20 protein-coding genes are annotated in these 17,026 nt (G+C 65.5%); 8 read left to right on the top strand and 12 right to left on the bottom strand.

Translation table 11 applies throughout. The annotated features are described in order from the left end of the window. Positions 1-200: 200 nt before the first annotated feature. The 3 genes from VMD50_RS15150 (at position 201) to VMD50_RS15140 (ending at position 2,763) form a co-directional block, all read left to right on the top strand. The gene (locus VMD50_RS15150; RefSeq protein WP_325428557.1) at positions 201-1,478 is read left to right on the top strand and encodes a cytochrome P450; all 1,278 of its coding nucleotides are present in this window, start codon (positions 201-203) and stop codon (positions 1,476-1,478) included. Between the two features lie 65 nt (positions 1,479-1,543). Then, a complete protein-coding gene (locus VMD50_RS15145) occupies positions 1,544-2,137 on the top strand; it encodes a DNA-binding protein (protein ID WP_325428556.1) in 594 nt (197 codons plus the stop codon). Continuing rightward, entirely contained in the window at positions 2,134-2,763 is a 630-nt protein-coding gene (locus tag VMD50_RS15140) for an RES family NAD+ phosphorylase (RefSeq protein ID WP_325428555.1), read from the top strand. The genes VMD50_RS15145 and VMD50_RS15140 overlap by 4 nt, the downstream gene beginning before the upstream one ends. 16 nt (positions 2,764-2,779) lie before the next feature. Here VMD50_RS15140 and VMD50_RS15135 read toward each other — a convergent pair whose 3' ends face one another. The 4 genes from VMD50_RS15135 to VMD50_RS15120 are packed head-to-tail and all read right to left on the bottom strand — an operon-like array spanning position 2,780 to position 5,246. Next, positions 2,780-3,061 carry a cytochrome C oxidase subunit IV family protein gene (locus VMD50_RS15135; protein WP_325428614.1) on the bottom strand — a complete coding sequence of 94 codons (282 nt, stop codon included), beginning with the start codon at positions 3,059-3,061 and terminating at the stop codon, positions 2,780-2,782. Positions 3,062-3,067: 6 nt separating this feature from the next. Further along, positions 3,068-3,646, bottom strand: coding sequence for a cytochrome c oxidase subunit 3 family protein (locus tag VMD50_RS15130; RefSeq protein ID WP_325428554.1), 579 nt, complete (start codon positions 3,644-3,646; stop codon positions 3,068-3,070). After that, positions 3,643-4,470 (bottom strand): hypothetical protein, encoded by an 828-nt coding sequence (locus VMD50_RS15125; RefSeq protein WP_325428553.1) that lies wholly within the window; start codon positions 4,468-4,470, stop codon positions 3,643-3,645. The genes VMD50_RS15130 and VMD50_RS15125 overlap by 4 nt, the downstream gene beginning before the upstream one ends. Beyond that, entirely contained in the window at positions 4,467-5,246 is a 780-nt protein-coding gene (locus VMD50_RS15120; RefSeq protein WP_325428552.1) for a hypothetical protein, read from the bottom strand. The genes VMD50_RS15125 and VMD50_RS15120 overlap by 4 nt, the downstream gene beginning before the upstream one ends. 107 nt (positions 5,247-5,353) lie before the next feature. Between VMD50_RS15120 and VMD50_RS15115 the strand changes: the two genes are divergently transcribed. Together VMD50_RS15115 and VMD50_RS15110 are read left to right on the top strand one after the other, a co-directional pair. Beyond that, positions 5,354-5,935 carry a TetR/AcrR family transcriptional regulator gene (locus VMD50_RS15115; protein ID WP_325428551.1) on the top strand — a complete coding sequence of 194 codons (582 nt, stop codon included), beginning with the start codon at positions 5,354-5,356 and terminating at the stop codon, positions 5,933-5,935. A gap of 58 nt (positions 5,936-5,993) precedes the next feature. Continuing rightward, on the top strand, positions 5,994-6,284 hold the full coding sequence (locus tag VMD50_RS15110) for an Mtp family mycobacterial-type pilin (protein WP_325428550.1): 291 nt from the start codon (positions 5,994-5,996) through the stop codon (positions 6,282-6,284). Between the two features lie 13 nt (positions 6,285-6,297). On the opposite strand, the gene VMD50_RS15105 is transcribed toward VMD50_RS15110, so the two are convergent. Next, positions 6,298-6,702, bottom strand: a complete 405-nt coding sequence (locus tag VMD50_RS15105; protein WP_325428549.1) for a hypothetical protein — start codon at positions 6,700-6,702, stop codon at positions 6,298-6,300. Positions 6,703-6,854: 152 nt separating this feature from the next. Here VMD50_RS15105 and VMD50_RS15100 point away from each other — a divergent pair, with 152 nt between their 5' ends. From VMD50_RS15100 to VMD50_RS15090, 3 genes are all read left to right on the top strand, one after another. Further along, complete coding sequence (locus VMD50_RS15100) at positions 6,855-7,604, top strand: hypothetical protein (RefSeq protein WP_325428548.1); 750 nt, start codon at positions 6,855-6,857, stop codon at positions 7,602-7,604. Beyond that, positions 7,601-8,167 carry a twin-arginine translocation pathway signal gene (locus VMD50_RS15095; protein WP_414686074.1) on the top strand — a complete coding sequence of 189 codons (567 nt, stop codon included), beginning with the start codon at positions 7,601-7,603 and terminating at the stop codon, positions 8,165-8,167. Before VMD50_RS15100 ends, VMD50_RS15095 begins: the two co-directional genes overlap by 4 nt. Before the next feature lie 108 nt (positions 8,168-8,275). Further along, a complete protein-coding gene (locus VMD50_RS15090) occupies positions 8,276-8,791 on the top strand; it encodes an Rv2253/PknI dimerization domain-containing protein (RefSeq protein WP_325428546.1) in 516 nt (171 codons plus the stop codon). Positions 8,792-8,826: 35 nt separating this feature from the next. Here VMD50_RS15090 and VMD50_RS15085 read toward each other — a convergent pair whose 3' ends face one another. The 7 genes from VMD50_RS15085 to VMD50_RS15055 all read right to left on the bottom strand — a co-directional run. Then, positions 8,827-10,485, bottom strand: a complete 1,659-nt coding sequence (locus VMD50_RS15085) for an MlaD family protein (RefSeq protein ID WP_325428545.1) — start codon at positions 10,483-10,485, stop codon at positions 8,827-8,829. Next, positions 10,486-11,919, bottom strand: coding sequence for an MCE family protein (locus VMD50_RS15080; protein ID WP_325428544.1), 1,434 nt, complete (start codon positions 11,917-11,919; stop codon positions 10,486-10,488). Next, on the bottom strand, positions 11,916-13,340 hold the full coding sequence (locus VMD50_RS15075; RefSeq protein ID WP_414686073.1) for an MCE family protein: 1,425 nt from the start codon (positions 13,338-13,340) through the stop codon (positions 11,916-11,918). Before VMD50_RS15075 ends, VMD50_RS15080 begins: the two co-directional genes overlap by 4 nt. Continuing rightward, positions 13,337-14,419, bottom strand: a complete 1,083-nt coding sequence (locus tag VMD50_RS15070) for an MCE family protein (protein ID WP_325428542.1) — start codon at positions 14,417-14,419, stop codon at positions 13,337-13,339. The genes VMD50_RS15075 and VMD50_RS15070 overlap by 4 nt, the downstream gene beginning before the upstream one ends. Beyond that, entirely contained in the window at positions 14,412-15,452 is a 1,041-nt protein-coding gene (locus tag VMD50_RS15065) for an MCE family protein (RefSeq protein ID WP_325428541.1), read from the bottom strand. The genes VMD50_RS15070 and VMD50_RS15065 overlap by 8 nt, the downstream gene beginning before the upstream one ends. Then, the gene (locus VMD50_RS15060) at positions 15,449-16,726 is read right to left on the bottom strand and encodes an MCE family protein (RefSeq protein ID WP_325428540.1); all 1,278 of its coding nucleotides are present in this window, start codon (positions 16,724-16,726) and stop codon (positions 15,449-15,451) included. Before VMD50_RS15060 ends, VMD50_RS15065 begins: the two co-directional genes overlap by 4 nt. 18 nt (positions 16,727-16,744) lie before the next feature. Continuing rightward, the coding region (locus VMD50_RS15055; protein WP_325428539.1) for an ABC transporter permease at positions 16,745-17,026 on the bottom strand (282 nt) is incomplete at its 5' end.

Below are 17,026 nucleotides of genomic sequence, written 5' to 3'. Positions count from 1 at the left end.
CCTACCGGCGACACCTCAGTGTCGCGCATGCCCGATCGTAGCCAGGTCATCGAGTTGCCCGGGCGTTGCGACCTTGACCCTGACATTACCGCCATGCTAAGCAGGTGCTCAGCACTTCACGCATATCGGACTTGGGCGGCGTAAAGTCGCGCCGCCGATCCACCCTTCGGCCAGCACCGGCTCTTGGAGGCATGCACGACATGACCAGCTTCGACACGATCGACTTCTTCACCGATCAATCTCTCGTGCCGGATCCGCACCCCTACTTCGACTACCTGCGCAGCCAGAACCCGGTGCTGCGGCTCCCGCACTACGGCGTCGTCGCCGTCACCGGCTACGAGGAGGCCACCGAGGTCTACAAGGACCCCGACACCTTTTCGAACATCGTCGCGCTCGGCGGCCCGTTCCCACCGCTCCCCTTCCAGCCCGAGGGCGACGACATCAGCCCGCAGATCGACGAGCACCGCAGCTACTTCCCGATGAACGAGCACATGGTCACCATGGACCCGCCGGACCACACCCGCGCGCGGTCGGTGCTGGCCAAGCTGCTGACGCCGAGCAGGCTGAAGCAGAACGAGGAATTCATGTGGCGCCTCGCCGACCGCCAGCTCGACGAATTTCTGGTCAACGGCCACTGCGAATTTATCAGCGAGTACTCAAAGCCCTTCGCCACGTTGGTGATTGCCGACCTGCTCGGCGTTCCGGAGGAGGACCACAAAGAGTTTCGCGTTGTCCTGGGCGCCGACAAAGCGGGCCGGGTGGGCGGCCTGGATCACGAGTCGGTCGGCGTCAACCCGCTGGAGTGGCTCGATGACAAATTCTGCTCCTACATCGAGGACCGGCGGCGGGAACCGCGCAACGACGTGCTGACCTCCCTCGCCACCGCGAAGTATCCGGACGGATCCACCCCCGAGGTCATCGAGGTGGTGCGTTCGGCGACGTTCCTGTTCGCCGCCGGCCAGGAAACCACGGCCAAGCTGCTGAGCGCCGCGCTACAGGTGATGGGCGACCGCCCCGACATCCAGCAACAGTTGCGCGACGACCGCAGCCTGATCCCCGGGTTCATCGAGGAATCGCTGCGGATGGACAGCCCCGTCAAGTGCGACTCGCGGCTGGCGCGCAAAGCCACCACGGTCGGCGGCGTCGATATCGCCCCCGGCACCGTCGTCATGGTGTTACCGGGAGCGGCCAACCGGGATCCACGCCGGTTCGAACGCCCCCACGAGTTCGACCTCCGCCGCAAGAACGTCCGCGAGCACATGGCGTTCGCGCGCGGTGTGCACTCGTGCCCGGGTGGACCGCTGGCCCGGGTCGAGGGCCGGGTCTCCATCGAACGCATCCTGGACCGGATGACCGACATCAAGATCAACGAGGCCGAGCACGGGCCCGCCGGCGACCGCCGATACACCTACGAGCCGACGTACATTCTGCGTGGGCTCAGCGAACTGCACCTGACCTTCACACCGAAAGGCGATTAGGGCTCCACTGCGGAGATCGTCCAGCCGCGGGCACTGAGCAGCACGGCAGTGCTAGTATGTGCGTTATGGGTGGATCCGGTTCTCATCGGCTTGATGCGCTGTTGGAAAGGCACCAGCTCGACCTGACGAGCGAAGATGTGCTGGACCAGTTGGACTCTGCGTTCGCGACGATCCCCGGCGTGGGCGCGGCGCCCATGTCTACGGATGAAGTGCGATTTCTTCGCGCGCATGCAGGTCCCGGGGCGGCAGCGGTGATCGACAACTGGTCGGGTGAGAAGGAACGTCAGGCCCGGGCGCGGTCGGCTGTACAGGAACTCGGTGACACGCTTTCTAGGTCGATGAGTATCAAGGAAGCCGCCGTGCTCCTGCAAATCGACCGGTCCCGCGTGTCACGGCGTATCACCGGAAAAGCATTGTGGGCGTTCGACATTAACGGGAACCGCCGCATCCCTCGCTGGCAGTTCCTCGGCCGACAGCTGGTTCCCGGCCTTGATGTGATCGTGCCAGCGATACCGCGCGACGCAACACCGTCAGCCGTCGAAGCGTTTATGAAGACGCCGCAACCAGATTTCGGCGACCGCACACCGATCGAATACCTCGCTGCCGGTGGTGATCCCACTCTGATCGCCGGCTTCATCTCGGACATCAGCCGCTGGTGAGTCGGCCCAAGCCGAAAGTTCCGCGAACGCCGCCCGACCGGCTCACCAAAGAATCCGCCGACGTCGTTGACTACACGGGCGTATTGTGGCGAATCCACCGCACCAACGGTGACCGCGTGCGACCGTGGAACGAGTTACGCACCTACGGCCCGCTGGCAACGATGCGTTGGGACCCTCATCCAGGCCTGCAACCCGCCAGCCATCGTGACAGCGTCCTGTATGCCGCGACCGACCTGGCCACCGGCCTGGCCGAGGTCTACCAAACGACGCGGTTGATCGACACACACGCTGGCGCGCCACGGCTTACCGCCTGGGAGCCAACGCGGCCACTCCAGTTGCTGGACGTGTCGGGAACGTGGCTATTGCGCAACACCGCTTCGGCGGCGCTGCTCGCCGCACCCCGAGCTATCTGCCGGCGCTGGGCCCGCGCGATCTACACAACCTGGCCGGAGCTCGACGGTCTGCAAGCACCCTCCACGATGACAGGGCGGGTGAACGTGGTGTTATGGAGCGCCGCGGCCGACTCCATACCGGCGACGCCGTCATTTTCCCGGCCGCTCACGCAGCCGATGGTTTGGTCGCTCGCGCAGGCGGCGGCCACCGGAATCGGTTACGGGATCATCTGAAGCGCGGCCTTGAGACTTACCGGATCGCCGATCCGGCGAAGTAGCAGGCCAGCAAGCTCACGGCGATCAGTATCACCCAGGCGTCCGTCAGGCGGCACAGTAAGGCCGGCGCCTGCCGCACTTCCATGAACTCGCGGAAAATGATGCGCACCTTGATAACTGCGATCACGATGACGCTTGACGTGACCGCCGCGCTGGGCCTGGGGGAACCGTCCGCCGAGTGATCGATCGTCAGGTAAGCCAGCGTGAGCGACGCCAGCACCACCCAGACGACCAACAGCCGTTTGTTGAAAGTGATCACCGATCACCTCACCACGTACAGCAGCGCGAAGATGAGCACCCAGAGGAAGTCGACGGTGTGCCAGTAGGTGGCGCACGTTTCGATGTTTTCCTGGGATCGCCTTGCCGGACTTCGAAGTTGGTAGGCCACCACACCCAGCACGACGAAGCCGATCAGCAGGTGCACGAAATGGATCCCGGTGAGGAAGAAGTAGTAGGTGAAGAAGTCGTTGCTGTCCAGCCCATTTCCCATGCGGACCAACCGCACCCACTCAAACACCTTGAAGAAGAGGAACACGGCGGCGAATTCGGCCGTGAGGAAGACGTCCCTGAGAGCCGCTCGGTATGCGCCGGCCCGGGACGACTGAACACACCGCGCCACCGACCAGGAGCTCAGCAACAAGACCAACGTGTTGACGACCCCGATACGGAGGTCGAGCTGCGCCTGCGAGTGCAGGAAAAGCTCGGGGCTTCGGCTGCGGTAGAACAGGTAGAAGCCGAAATACCCTGTGAAAACCAGGGTCTCGAACAGAACGAAGGCCCACATGTCGGGCTGGCCCGGCACGAACCGCGCGCGTGCGTCCTTGTGGGCTAAGTCGGTCATCGCGGGGCCACCGTCTTCCTGGGAAGGCCGGGCTTGAATTCCGGGAGAGGCCCGGTGCCGAAGTCCTCGCGCTGAATCATCCCAAATAGCATGACGATAAACGTGACCTGGTAGACGCCGAACACGACCATGTCCAGCCACCAGGCGATCTGACCGTTCCATGCCAACACGCCACGCCGGAAGATCCAGCACGGTGCCACGACGACCTCGGTGAGTGCGTTGCACAGGTTGAGGTAGCCGAACCACCTGGGAAACACCCGGTTTCGGTCGAGCAGGATCGCAACCATCCAGATCAGCGAGCCGATCAGGAAAACCCCCATGGTTCCGTCGAAGGACAAGAAGGCAAAGTCATAGAGCCAACCGAGCGCTTCGGGGTCCCGCTCGGGCCGCAGCGTCCCCACGATCAGCGCGATGTTGAGCAGCAGCATGCCGGGAACCGCACTGAGCGAGTAGATGATCAGATACGAATACCCGAACGCCGGGCTGACCGACATTCGCCGCATCGAATACGCGATGAGGGCGTTGTTGATCGCGATCATGCCGCCGATGGCGAATATGATGCCGAAGCCCACAGGTATCCCGAGGTGGCGTTCGTGAAACCAGTGCGCCTGCGTCGCGAGGTCCCAGGTGGGCTGCGGCGGCGGCTGGACCTGCGCAACTATGAAGAACACCGGGAAGAACAGGTTGTAGAAGACCACGAGCACCGCCCAAGCCAGCCACAGCTCGCGTTTGGGGCCGTGCCGCAGGTGCCAACCGATTCGGTGGTGCAGCGGCCCCGAGGGCGGCATGGCCGCGGACGACGACGGCGTCATCACCGCGTTCATGCGCCAACCAGTTCCGTTTCGCGCCTACCGTTCTCGGCGCGCTCCCGATACACCGCCCGGCCCAACGCGACGCCCATCACGACGATCCACACGCCGATGGCAACGTTCTTCACCCAGAAGGACAGGACGCCATTCCAGGCCAGCGGGCCCGTCAGGGCCACGCCGACGAACGCCGCGGGTACCAGCGCGGCCGCCACGACCAGGTTGAAATGGGCCACCCAGCGCGGGAAGACGGGGCGCGGCTGATCGTCGAAATAGATTGCCAGGGCCAGGATCACGCTTTGCCCGATCAGAAAGGGAACGAGAATCGTGAACGTTATCCAGGCGAAGTCGTTGAGCAACTGGGTCAGCTCGGGGCTGCGTTCGGTACGGAAGGCGGCCAGCAGCCAGCAGACGTTCGCGATGAGGAAAAGAGTCGGACCGCCGGCCACGCAGCCCAGCATCGCGTAGGAGAAGATCGGCGTCCGATGCGCCATCCTGCGGACCTGCAAGACGATCAGAGCCAGAATCGGCACCAGGCACACGCCGAACCAGTTGAACACGATCATGCTGTAGCGGATCTCCGGCAGGTGGGCCGGATCGCGGTAGAACGCGGCAACCTGCTCCGCCGTCATCGTCGGTGACATCGGCGGGTTGAAGCCCGGAAACAGGAAAAAGCAGGCGATCCAGATGATCACCGTTGCGGGCAGCGTCCACAGCAGGATCAACTCGCCGTCGGTGCGCCGCAAGGCCTTTCGCGGAGAACCCGGCGTCTGGTTGGCGCCGATGCCGGTCATCGGTGACTCCTTCCAGCGCGCCAGGTCGTTTGGCCGCGCCCGGTTAGTCAGGGAAACTAGCCGATCGGCTACCCGCGGTCAATAGCCGATCGGCTACGCTTCGGAGTGTGGCTTCCCCGCCGACCAGGAGCCGGTTTCGCTTCATCACGCGCAGCGCCGCGCAGACACGCATCCTCGATGCCGCGCTGCAGTTGATCGCCGAGCACGGCGTCGGCGGAACGTCGCTGCAGATGATCGCCGACGCCATCGGCGTCACCAAAGCCGCCGTCTACCACCAGTTCAGGACCAAGGAGCAAATCGTCATCGCGCTCACGGAGCGCGAGCTCGGGGGTCTCGAGGAGGCCCTGGAGGCCGCGGAGGCACATGACCACCGGAGCAGGGCGCGGGAGGTGCTGCTCGATCGGGTCATCGACGTCGCCGTCGAACGTCGCGGCGCCGCAAGCACCCTGCAGTTCGACCCCGTCATCGTGCGGTTACTGGGCGAGCACGAACCGTTCCAGCAATTCATCCAGCGCCTCTACGGTGTGCTGCTCGGCGACGCCGCCGAGGACGCGCGGGTATCGGCGGCAATGCTGTCGGGCGCCATCGCGGTCGGGGTGGTGTCCCCCCTGGTGGCCGATATCGACGACGACGCCCTGCGTTCCCAGTTGGGACGCATCACCCGCCGCTTGATCGACGCGCCCGACTGAACGTGACGTCCGGCAACTTTCTTGGCCACGTCCGACGGTGCTCGGGTACGGTTTTCCCATGAACAAAGTCGCGCGTTTCGCTGCCGCGGCGATCATGGCCGCCACCGGCTTTGGACTGGTCGGTGTGGGCGCCGCGGCCGGCGCTCGCGCCGACAATCCACCCTGGCCTTTCGTCGGATATCACTGGTGCCCGGGCCAGCCGTTCGATCCGTCGTGGGGACCCCAATGGGACCCGACCACCTGTCACGACGCGCACCATCGGGACAGGGACGGCACGATTCACAATGGCGATTACTGGGGCCCCAGCCCCTTCCAAGACTGGCCCGAGATCCCGAACACGCGGCCGTGAGTTCGGCGGCGAATTAGGTGTCCCCGCGCTCCCAGTTCTGTACTCCGTCATGCGCATTGCAGACCAGGAACAGGCCATCCGGCGCCTGCGCGACGTAGTACTCCGGATAATCGGTGCAAGACGAGCCCTCGTCCTTGACGCCGGCCATCGGCGGTGACCGGAACCAGCGGGGCTGATACCGCCGCGGAGAGCCGCAGAACATCAGCCGTCCGGTCTGGGTGGTGCCGGACACGTAGTAATCGGCGGTACCAAACACGTAGTAAGTGGTGTTGTCGCAGTAGGTACCAAGAATGACGTGCGGCATGATGCCCGGCGTGCAATCGGGATAATCGCAATTAACCGGTGCGGCACCGGCCGGCGGCGCCGCCAACGCGCCGAGGCCCAGGAATACGGCGACCGCTGCCACAAAGAATCGCACGGGATTACTTTAAATTACTTCGCGCAGCGCTGGGAATAGAATTCTCCGGCCCAGAGAGGATGCCCGTTCAATGCCGCCGTCGTCATCGCCGGCGCCCCCGCCTGGCGGTGATAATGTGGCTCTCCTGTAGGCGCGCACGAGGAGGTGATCGGGTGCCTCGGCGCAAGCTTCCCGCTGGGGCCACCCACGCCGACGATCGACAGGGGATGTCCCCGTCCGGATCGCCGTCCACCTCGGTCGCAGAAGCGCCAGAAGCCGCGGAAATCGCCGAGGCGGAAGCGCGGGCCGAGGCCGCCCGCGCCCGCGCGAAGCTGCTGCGCCGGCAGGCCGAGGCCGCGAAAAGCGAGCAAGGCAACCGCAACCCCGCCGTAGCGACCAAGTCGGCACCGTCGCGCTGGCGGCGCCTGCGGCCCCGTCCCCCGGGCCGGAAGGCCAAGGCCGCGGCCGCAGCGTTCATGCTCATTTGCGCCTCGCTGGCGGCGAGCGGGTACTTGGTGTGGCATCACCGCGGCGTCGCCCGGGAACGGCAGCGCACCGCGGAGTTCGCGGCGGCGGCCCGCAACGGCGTGCTGCTGATGATGTCGATCGATCCGAACAAGGCGCGAGACGACATGCAGCGTTGGGCCGACGACACCACCGGGCTGTTCAAGGCCGGCATTTTGATGGGCGCCGAGGATGCCGTGAAGGCGGTGGAGCAGTCGAAGGTCAGCTCCAAGGGTTCCGTGCAGGCCGCCGCGGTGGAATCCATGACCGAGGATTCGGCAACCGTTCTCGTCGCGGCGAAGTCGGAGTTCACCAAGCCGGGTCCTGATAAACCGGAGTCGCGATCATTACGGCTCGTCGTCACCGTCCTAAAGGACGCGGGGCAGCTCAAGATTTCCAGAGTCGAGTTCGTCCCGTGAAGGTCGACAGCGCAGCGCCCGAAAAGTCACTTCAGGACCCGGCGCCCCGCCGCGCGATCGGGCGCTGGACGCGTCGTTGCCTGGCCAGGTGGCGCCCAATTCTGTTGACACTGCTGCTTATTGCGGCCGTCGGCAACGCGGCCCGGATTTTCTACCTCGACTACCGGCCCGATGTGCAGACCGACCGCGCCGCCGCGCACCAGGTCATCAGGGCGGCCAGCGATGGTGCCGTGGCTTTGCTGTCCTATTCGCCCGACACCCTCGACCGTGATTTCGCCAACGCCAAATCCCGGCTCACCGAGGACTATCTGGCCTACTATCAGCGGTTCGCAGACCAGATCGTGGGACCGTCGGCGCAGCGCGGCCAGGTGACGACGACCGCCACGGTGGTCAAGGCCGCCGTGTCGGAACTGCATCCGACCTCGGCCGTCGTGCTCGTGTTCGTCAGGCAGAAAACGATTAGCAAGGAAAAGCCCCAACCGGTGGAGACATCGAGCAGCCTCCGGGTGGCGCTGACAAAGGTCAACGGTTCCTGGCTTATCGAGAAATTCGATGCCGTGTGAGCCGTCCAGAGCGCGGTCTAAACCATTCCGCGATACGCGCGGATGATGTTAGTCTGTGAATTCGATTCGCTTGAGAATTGCGGTGTTTAGCGCGTCAAGGAGCACGCGATGCGTTCAGTGAATATGGCGGTAAGCGCGACAATGGTCGCCGCCGGGGTGGCCGCGGGTGTGGGGATGGCGCCGTCCGCATGGGCCTACGACCCCGCCATCAACGGGACGTACACCGCCACGGTGATCGGCGACTGGGCCCGGACGAAGGAGGTGTATCACCAGGAGGCCGTGGTGCGCAGCACCTGGAAGATCACCACCTCGTGCGACACCGCCGAGGACTGCAAGGGCCAGGTGGTCAGCGACCAGGGCTGGACCGCACCGCTGACCATGCACGACGGGCTTAACTGGTACCTCAAACGCGACATCCCGAACTGGGAAACCTGCCCCGACGGCAGCTCATTCACCGGCAAGGACTATGTCTACTTCTATCCCGCGAACCCGGAGACCGGTGAAAACGCGCCGGGGTCGTCGGTCCTGGCCGGACGAGAACATACGGTCGGCCCGCCCGGGGTCTGCGGCACCAACGAGCCGATGTACATCGACCAGCCGTTCCGGCTGGACAAAATTGGATGAACCGCCGCGCGTAACCTGAACGCGTGCAGCCGGTTTCACGTGGTGAACATGTCCTTCCACGTTTTCGGCGCCTTGGGCGACGTGGGCGGGACCAGGTCCGCCTGACGATAAACCCGGCCGTCGGGGGTGACGTAGCCGCCGGTGTGCGGATCGTACTGCGCGACGGCGACCGACGGACCGGGCGCGGACGCGTCGTTGTGCCCGAACGCGCTTGGCGCCGCTGAAGGCTGGGCCGGCGGGCTGCCGGGCGCGGCGGCCGGGGCGGCGGGAACGTCGATCGGCGCGATGGGCGAGACCTCGCCCATCTGCGCCGCCGGGCTCAGCGGGGCCGCCGGCGGCGGTAACGATGATCCCGGGGGCGTTCCCCGCGGAACCGCTCCGGGAGGAAGTGGCGTTCCCTCCACCGGCCCGAAGATTCTTTCGCGGTTCCAGTTGACGCGGTCGTCGGGCGGGATGCCCTGCGCGATCAGGTTCGGGTCGAGCGGATAGGTGCCGAAGATGTGCTGCCTCATCACCAGCGGTTCGAAAGGCTTGTCGCTCTCACAGATTTCGACGGTCGGCGCACGCTTCCCGGGCTGCCCCTGGCACGGATAGTTGCGGGCGCCGCGCACCCCGATGGGCGAATCCTGCGGCAGCTTGCAATACAGCCCGTCCGGGGTGTCGACAACTCGGGTGTCGGCCGGGGCACGCCATTGGCTCGGCGGCAGGAAACCGACCGTGCACGCGGGCGGATCACTGAGGACGAGATTGAAAGCGCCCGTGGCCAACCCGCTCGGGCTCTTCGTGCCGAGAAACGACTGAATCGCCGCGGTGAACGGCGGCAGCAGCACCAGTACCTGCTCGAGGGAAGCGTGGTAGGTGACGCCGATCTGGCCGATCGTGGTGAGGTTGGCGAGCAGCACCGGCAGCGTCGGCTTGATCTGGTCGAGCAGCCGCGACGCCTCGTCGAAGGCCCCCGGCCCCCGTTGCAGCAACGTGCGGATCTGTGGGTCGTTCGTGGCCAGCTGGCCGCTGAAACCGGCGAGGCTGCGCGCCCATGTCCGGATCGAGTCGGCGGTCTGGGCTTGCGCATCGAGGAAGGGCCCGGTGTCTTCGGTCAGGCTGCGCGCGCGGTCGCCAACACCGTTGAGGTCACCGGAGATTCGTGCCGAGGAGTCGAAAAGCGATCCGAAATCGAAACCGGCGCCGTTGAATGCCTGGAAGGACTCGTCGAGCAATTGGCCGAGCTTGCCCTTGGGGATGCTGTTGATCAACGCGCTGGACTGGTCGAGCACGGGACCGATCGGCTGCGGGATCGTCGCGTCGTTCACGGCGATGACCGAGCCGTCGTGCAGGTAGGGCGCCGAGTCGTTTCGTGGCCGCAAGTCGACGTAATACTCGCCGACCGCGGAGATGCTGCGCACCTCCGCTTTCAGGTCCGCGGGGATCTTCGGCGAAGTGTCAAGGGAGAGCGTGGCTTGCGCGCCCTGGGGGGTCAGCCCGACGGCGGTCACCTTGCCGATCTGCACCCCGCGGTAGGTCACGTTGCTGAAGCGATACAGCCCCCCGGTGGCGGGCAGCTTGAGCGTGACGGTCATCTTGCCGATGCCGAGGAGCGTGGGCGCCTGGATGTACCACAGCACCATCACGATCACACCGATGATCCCGACGATCGTGAAGATCGCCAACTGGATGCGGACAAAGCGGGTCAGCATCTACGAGCCCCCGTCCGTCGGCTGGCCGGTGGTCGGCACCGCGCCCGGTACCGGGGCACCCTGGTCGGCTGCCGGCGCCGGTGCCGCGGATGGCGGCGGGCCGGGCAACGCCGGCGCCGCGGATGGCGGCGCGTTCTGCGCATCGGGGCCGAGCATCGTCATGCCCGCGATCAACGGCGACACCGGCGGCGCCGGGGCCGGGGCGTCTCCCGACTGCGCACTGACCGTCGCCGGTGGCGCGTTTGGCGGGGGCACTCCGGGTTGCCAGGGTGGCGGCCAGAATCCCATCCGCAACGGCTCCCCGACCGGTCCGGGCGCCACGACTCCCCCGGGCGCGCCGGGCGGGGCGCCGTACTTGAACTGCAGGTACTCCGGATCCCCCGGCGCCGGCACGGCTTCGGCGCCCAACCGTGCCCAGTGGGTGCCCAGCAGGATGCTCTTGCGGAGCCCGGAGTTCGTCAAGTCGATGATGAAATAGCCGTTGGTGTAGTCACCCCGGACATACCGGTCGATGAAGCCCTGGGTGAACGGGAACGTCGGCGCGTAAGCGAGGGCGGCGTCGAGATCCGGCCCGATGTCGGCGAGCGCCTTGATCGTCGGCCCGAGGTTTTGCAGGTTCTTGACCAGGTCGTCGCCCGCGTCGTTGACCAGCCTGGTGGCGGTGTTGCTGAACGTCCCCAGCTTGTCGAGCGCCGTTGTCAGCCGCGGCCGCTCCTTGATGAGCACGTCCAGTGCGGGCGGAATCTTGTACAGCGCCTGGGTGATCACGTCGCGTTGAGCGGCGAAGGTGCCGGAAAGGCGGTTGAGCGCGCGTATCGACGCGACGAGGTTGTCGCGCTGCTGGTCGAAGGTGCCCACGAACCTGTCGAGGCGCTCCAGCAGATCGCGAACGGCGCCTTCGTTTCCGGACAGGGCGAGGTTGAAGTTGTGGATGATGTCGCCAATCTGGCCCAGGCCCCCGGCGTTGAGGATCACCGACAGCGACGACAGGGTCTGTTCGGTGGACGGATAGGTCGACGACCGGTTCAGCGGGATCGTGGCGCCCGGTTGCAGCCGCCCGCTCGCCGGCTGGCCCAGCGGGGGGTTCAGAGCCAAGTGCATGGATCCCAGCAGGCTGGTCTGGCCGACGCTTGCCACCGCATTCGCGGGGATCACGGTGCCGGGTTTCACCGAGATTTCGACGTCCGCGTGCCACCCTCGCACCCTCATCTTGCTGATGCTGCCGACGATGACATCGCCGATCATCACCGGCGAATTCGGTTCCATCGTCACGACATTGGCGAGCTCGACGTGGTAGGTGGTCGCTCCCGGCCCGCGTCCCACCGCGCCCGGCAGCGGCAGCGAGTTCAGGCCGTTGAACGCGCAGCCGCTGGTGGCGAGCATGACGGCGCACCCGATGCCGAGCACGCGCCGGAGGGCAACCCGGGCGGTCATGGTTGCTGCCCTTCCCCGGGGAGCAGCATGTCCTGAACGTTCGCCGGTGGCGGCGCCGGTTGAACCGGCGTGGTCGGCGGCGGCGGCTCCGGCATCGCCGCGCCCGGTATCCGCCCCAGCGGCACCGAACCCGGCGGCCCGACCGGATCACCCGGCAGCCCGGTGTAGGCGGATACCGCGGGCGGCAATTCGGGCGGCGTCGGTTTCGGGCCTTCCCCGCCGGGCGCCAGCCGCCGCTCGGTGTAGACGACGTTCGTCGAGTCGAACACCGGGGCCAGGATCGGGTTGATGGGAATCGGGAAATAGTTGAAGTTGAAGTACAGCAGCGGGTTGAACACCCTGAGCGCCGGGCTCAGGTACAAGCCGCACAGCTTGCCGGATTCGTTGCCGGTGGCGTTCTCCAGACCCCCGATTTGTGAGCACAGGGCCCACACCGGGTTGGTCAGGTTCTGCAGTCCGACGCCGCCGCGGATGTTCCCGACGTCCGGGTCGTAGTCGTTGTAGGCGTTCGCGAGCGCGTTCGGGGTAACGTGCAGAACGTTTTTCAGCGACATCTTGTTGTCGACGAGTATCTGCGTGAGGTCGGCCAATCGCGAAATCTGCTCGGAGGTCGCGTCGCGGCTGCCCGAGATGAACCGCTGCACCTCCCCGACCGCGCTGGACAGGTCCGTCAATGCGGCGTCCAGGTCGGACTTGTTGTCGTCGAGCACGCTGGTGAGCGTGGCCAGCCGGTTGTCGAATTGCACGATCTGGACGTTGCTGTCCCGCAGGACCCCGACGAAAGTCTGCAGATTCTTGATGATGTCGACGAGGTTGCCGCTGCCGTTGGCCAGGACTCGCCCGACCCCCGACAATTGGGCCAGCGCTTGCCGCAGTTTGTCGCCGTTGCCGCCGCCGAGCGCGTCGGCGGCGCTGTCGATGAACCGTGCCACCGACGGGGTCGACACCTTGCTGTTGGGGCCCAATTCCGTTGCGAGACGCATCAACTGGTCCTTGACCTCGTCCCACTCGACGGGCACCGCCGTCCGGTTGATCGGTATGACGGCGCCGTCATGCATGGTGGGGCCGCTCGTCCGGTAGGCCGGAGTGAGCTGGACGTAGCGCGCGGCCACCAGGTTCTGGGCGACGATCACCGCCTTCGCGTCCGCCGGAATGGGCACGCCCCGATCGACGTGCATCACCAGCTTGGCCTGGGTGCCCTGCGGTTGGATGGAGGCGATGGTGCCGACCTTCATGCCCGACACCCGCACATCGTCGCCCGGGTAGATCGCGGTGGCGGTGGGGAAGTAGGCGGTGATCGTCGTGGGGCGAAAGAAGGTGTTGCGGATGGCGATCGCCGTACCCAGAACGATCAGCCCCACCAACACGATTGCCAGCCCGACCGTGAGCTTTCTGCGCGGAATCACCTCGAGCCGCATCATCGCGACCCTCCCGGGTCTTTGTTGAACGGCCATGGGAACAGCGCCCGCGGCCCGGCGGTGTCCGGCGGCTGCCCGGGGGCGCCGAAGGCGCGGAAGCCCCAGGTGTAGTCGAACAACCACTGGAAGAACTGCAACGTGAACAAGTTCGGGATGAACGGGTTGTAATAGAAACCGCTGGACACGGTCTCCCCTTGCGTCAGTTCGTATTTCGCGAGTCCGGGCAGCGCCTTGGTGAGATTGTCGCGGTTCTTTTCCAGCATCGCCGTCACGGAGTTCAGCTTTTCCAGCGACGGCGCCAGCTTCGATTCGTTGTCATGCACCACGCCGGATAGCTGCTTGGCCACCGCGGACGTGCTGGCCAAGAGCCGCACGATCGCCTGACGCCGCGCCACCAGCATGGACAACAGATCATCGGCATTCAGGATCAGCGTGTTGAGTTGCTGGCTGCGCTGGGACAGGATGCCGGTGACATCGGCGGCGCCCTTGAGCAGTTGCCCGAGCGTCTGGTCGCGGGCGTTGAGGCTTTGGGAAAGCCGGGAAACCCCGTCGAACGCGGGACCCAGTTGCGGCGCAATCTGATTCAGGGTCGACGACAGCGTGTCGAGGGACTGGTTGAGCGATTCGGTGTTGGTTCCCCCGATGTCGGTCGTCAGGTCGCTGACGGCCTCGGACAGCGAGTAGGGCGAGGAGGTGCGCGACACCGGGATGACGGCCATCGGATGCAGATTGCCGGTGCCCGCAGAGTCAATGGTCAGCACGCGCTGGCCCAACAGGGAACCGGTCTTGATGTGGGCGGTGGTGGCCGAGCCGAGCAGGACATTGCCCTTGGCCGTGAACGTGACCAGCACGTCGCCGTGCTGTAGCGACATGCCCGTCACGCTGCCGACCTTGATTCCCGACACGATCACGTCATTGCCGAGCGCCAGGCCCCCGGCATCGGCGAACAGCGCCTGGTAGCGGACCGTGGTGGCACGCTGTATCAGCTGGTCGGGATTCAAGCCGACGGCGATGACCAGCGCTATCAGCACGGCGCCGATGAATCCGGCCTTGATGAGGCCCGCTCCGCGATATTTATTCATCGGGACCTTTCGGTTCCGCACAGCGCCCGGTGACCTGGTGGGTGACGCCCACTTCCACCGTCCGGTACTGGAGATCCGAGACGCGCAACGCCAGACCGCAGAGGTAGTAGGGGAACCAGGCGCCGTAGGCTCCCAGCCTCGTCAGTTTGCGGTAGTTGTTCGGCAGCTTCTGCAGCGAAATGTCGATGAGGTTCTTGTCCTTGTCGAGCAGCGGCGCGATCCGGCTCAATTGGTCCACGGTGCCGGCCAGCGGCGGACGCGCCCGGGTGAGCAGGTCGGCGATCGAGGCGGTCCCGTTGTCCAGGGCGGTGATCGCGGTGCCGATCGTGTCGCGGTCTTGGTCGAGCCCGCTGATCAGCTTCTCGAGGCGGTCGATGACGCCGGAGAACTTGGTGCCCTCCTTGTCGACGGTGCCCACCACGGTATTGAGGTTGTCGATCAGCTCTTGCACCGTTTGGCTGTTGTCGGCCAGGGTGTTGGAAAACGACGACGTCTTCGACAACAGCGACTGCAAGGTTCCGCCCTCGCCCTGGAAAACCTGGATGAGCGCTGCGCTGAGCGCATTGACGTCTCGCGGATTAAGGCCCTGCGTAACGGGTCTCAGCCCACCGAGCAGCAGATCGATGTCGAGCGCGGGTGCCGTGCGATCGATCGGGATCTCCGAGCCGGGTGGCAGCACCTTCGTGGATCCGGGACCGTCGACCAGCTCGAGGTAGCGGTCACCGACCAGGTTGAGATAGCGGACCACGGCGCGGGTTCCGCTGGTGAGCACCACGCTTCGATCGGCATCGAACTTGACCACGACCTTCTTGTCAGGGCGCAAACTGATGCTGTTGACGGTGCCCACGCGAATTCCGGCGACTCGCACGGTTTCTCCGGTCTTGAGGCGTGACACATCGGTGAAGAGTGCCGAATACCCGTTCGTCGAACCTGTCGTGTACTGCCCGAAGATGAAGAACAAGAACACGGTCAGCAGAACCATCACGGTGGCGAAGATCCCGAACTTGATCATCATCGGGCGTGAGCCGGTCATCCGGGTTGCCCGATCTGCATGGTGTTGCGCGGCGGCCCGTCGATCGGCCCGTACAGCAGCTGCTTGAGCGCGTCGGAGTTGAGCAGCAACTGCTGATTGCCGTACAGCATCGGGTTGGCTCCGACGTCGGCGATCACGAACGGCGGGGACTTGTCGAAGGGCACCACCGGAAGGTCCTGGCACTGTGGGCCACCGGTCGCGGCCACCTTGGGCAGGTTGCTCGGGTAGCGGTAGCGTTCGGCGCCGAAGCCGAGGTATACCAGCACCTTGATCATCGGCTCGGGCAGATTCGGAGCGTGCAGGTTCACCAGTGAGCCGGAAATGCCGCACCACAGCGCCTGGTGGTACTCGTTGAGCACATCGGTGGTCGGTACCAGCAGATGGAGCACATCGGTCAGCGCTTGCCTGTTGCCGCCTATCACGTCGTTGCCCATGTTCGCCAGGCCGATCGAACTGATCAGGAAGGCATCCAGATTCTGTTGTTCGTCAACGATCGACTTGCTGATCTTGATCGAATTGTCGGCCGTTGCGAGCAGGTTGGGCGCCGCGTCGGCATAGGCGTTGCTCACCACGGGCAGGGCCTCGAGATCGTGGCTCAGCGCGGGAAGGCCGGGCTCCTGGGTGGCCAGGAAGGAATCCAGATCGTGCAGCATCTGGCCGATCTTGTGACCGCGGCCGTTGGCCGCCGACGCTATCGCGCCGAGGGTTTCGTTGAGCTTGGCAGGGTCGATCGTCGACAGCAGCGACGTGAGTTGCTGGAAGACCGTGTTGATTTCGACGGTGACGTGCTCGCCCTCGAGCACCTGACCTGCGCGCAGCGGCTGGGCCGACGGCTCGGCGGGCGGCACCAGCTCAACGAACTTGGCGCCGAACACCGTCGTCGATGCGATGTCGACGAGCACATTGGCCGGGATGAAATGCATCTGCGACGGTTGCATCGCAAGGTGCAGGACGGCTTCGCCGTTCGGCCGCACGTCGATCGTGGCGACCTTGCCGACCTCGACGCCGCGCATCTTCACCTTGGCGTCCGGGTTCATCACCAGGCCTGCGCGCGGCGAGACGACGGTGACGGGCACGCTCGTGGTGAAGGAGCCCTGGAACAGGCCTATCGCGACGGCGAAGATAAGGCCGATCAGGACGATGGTGGCCAACCCGGCGAGGGGCCGCACATACGACTGCGCGCCGAAGTGGCGGCCGGGTGACGCGGCGACAGGGCGTGCGGCGCTGGTGGTTTCGGAGCGGTGGATGGGGCCCGGCCCGAGGTTACGCGTCACTGTCCTTCACCACCCTCCCTAGCCCGACAGGTTGAAGTTGCCGTTGGTGCCGTAGATGGACAGCGAGACGAGCAGCGTTACCGACACGACCACGATCAACGAGGTTCGCACCGCGTTACCGGTCGCGACGCCGACACCGGCGGGTCCGCCCGAAGCGAAGTAGCCGAAATACGTGTGGATCAACAAGATCGTGATCGCCATCAGGACGGCTTGCAGGAACGACCACAACAAGTCGATCGGGTTGAGGAACGTCGAGAAGTAGTGCTGATACAGGCCGCTCGACTGGCCGAACAGGACCAC

It is taken from the genome of Mycobacterium sp., from assembly GCF_035506235.1.
Lineage (GTDB): Bacteria > Actinomycetota > Actinomycetes > Mycobacteriales > Mycobacteriaceae > Mycobacterium.
This window is presented reverse-complemented; position numbering and strand designations above follow the sequence as displayed.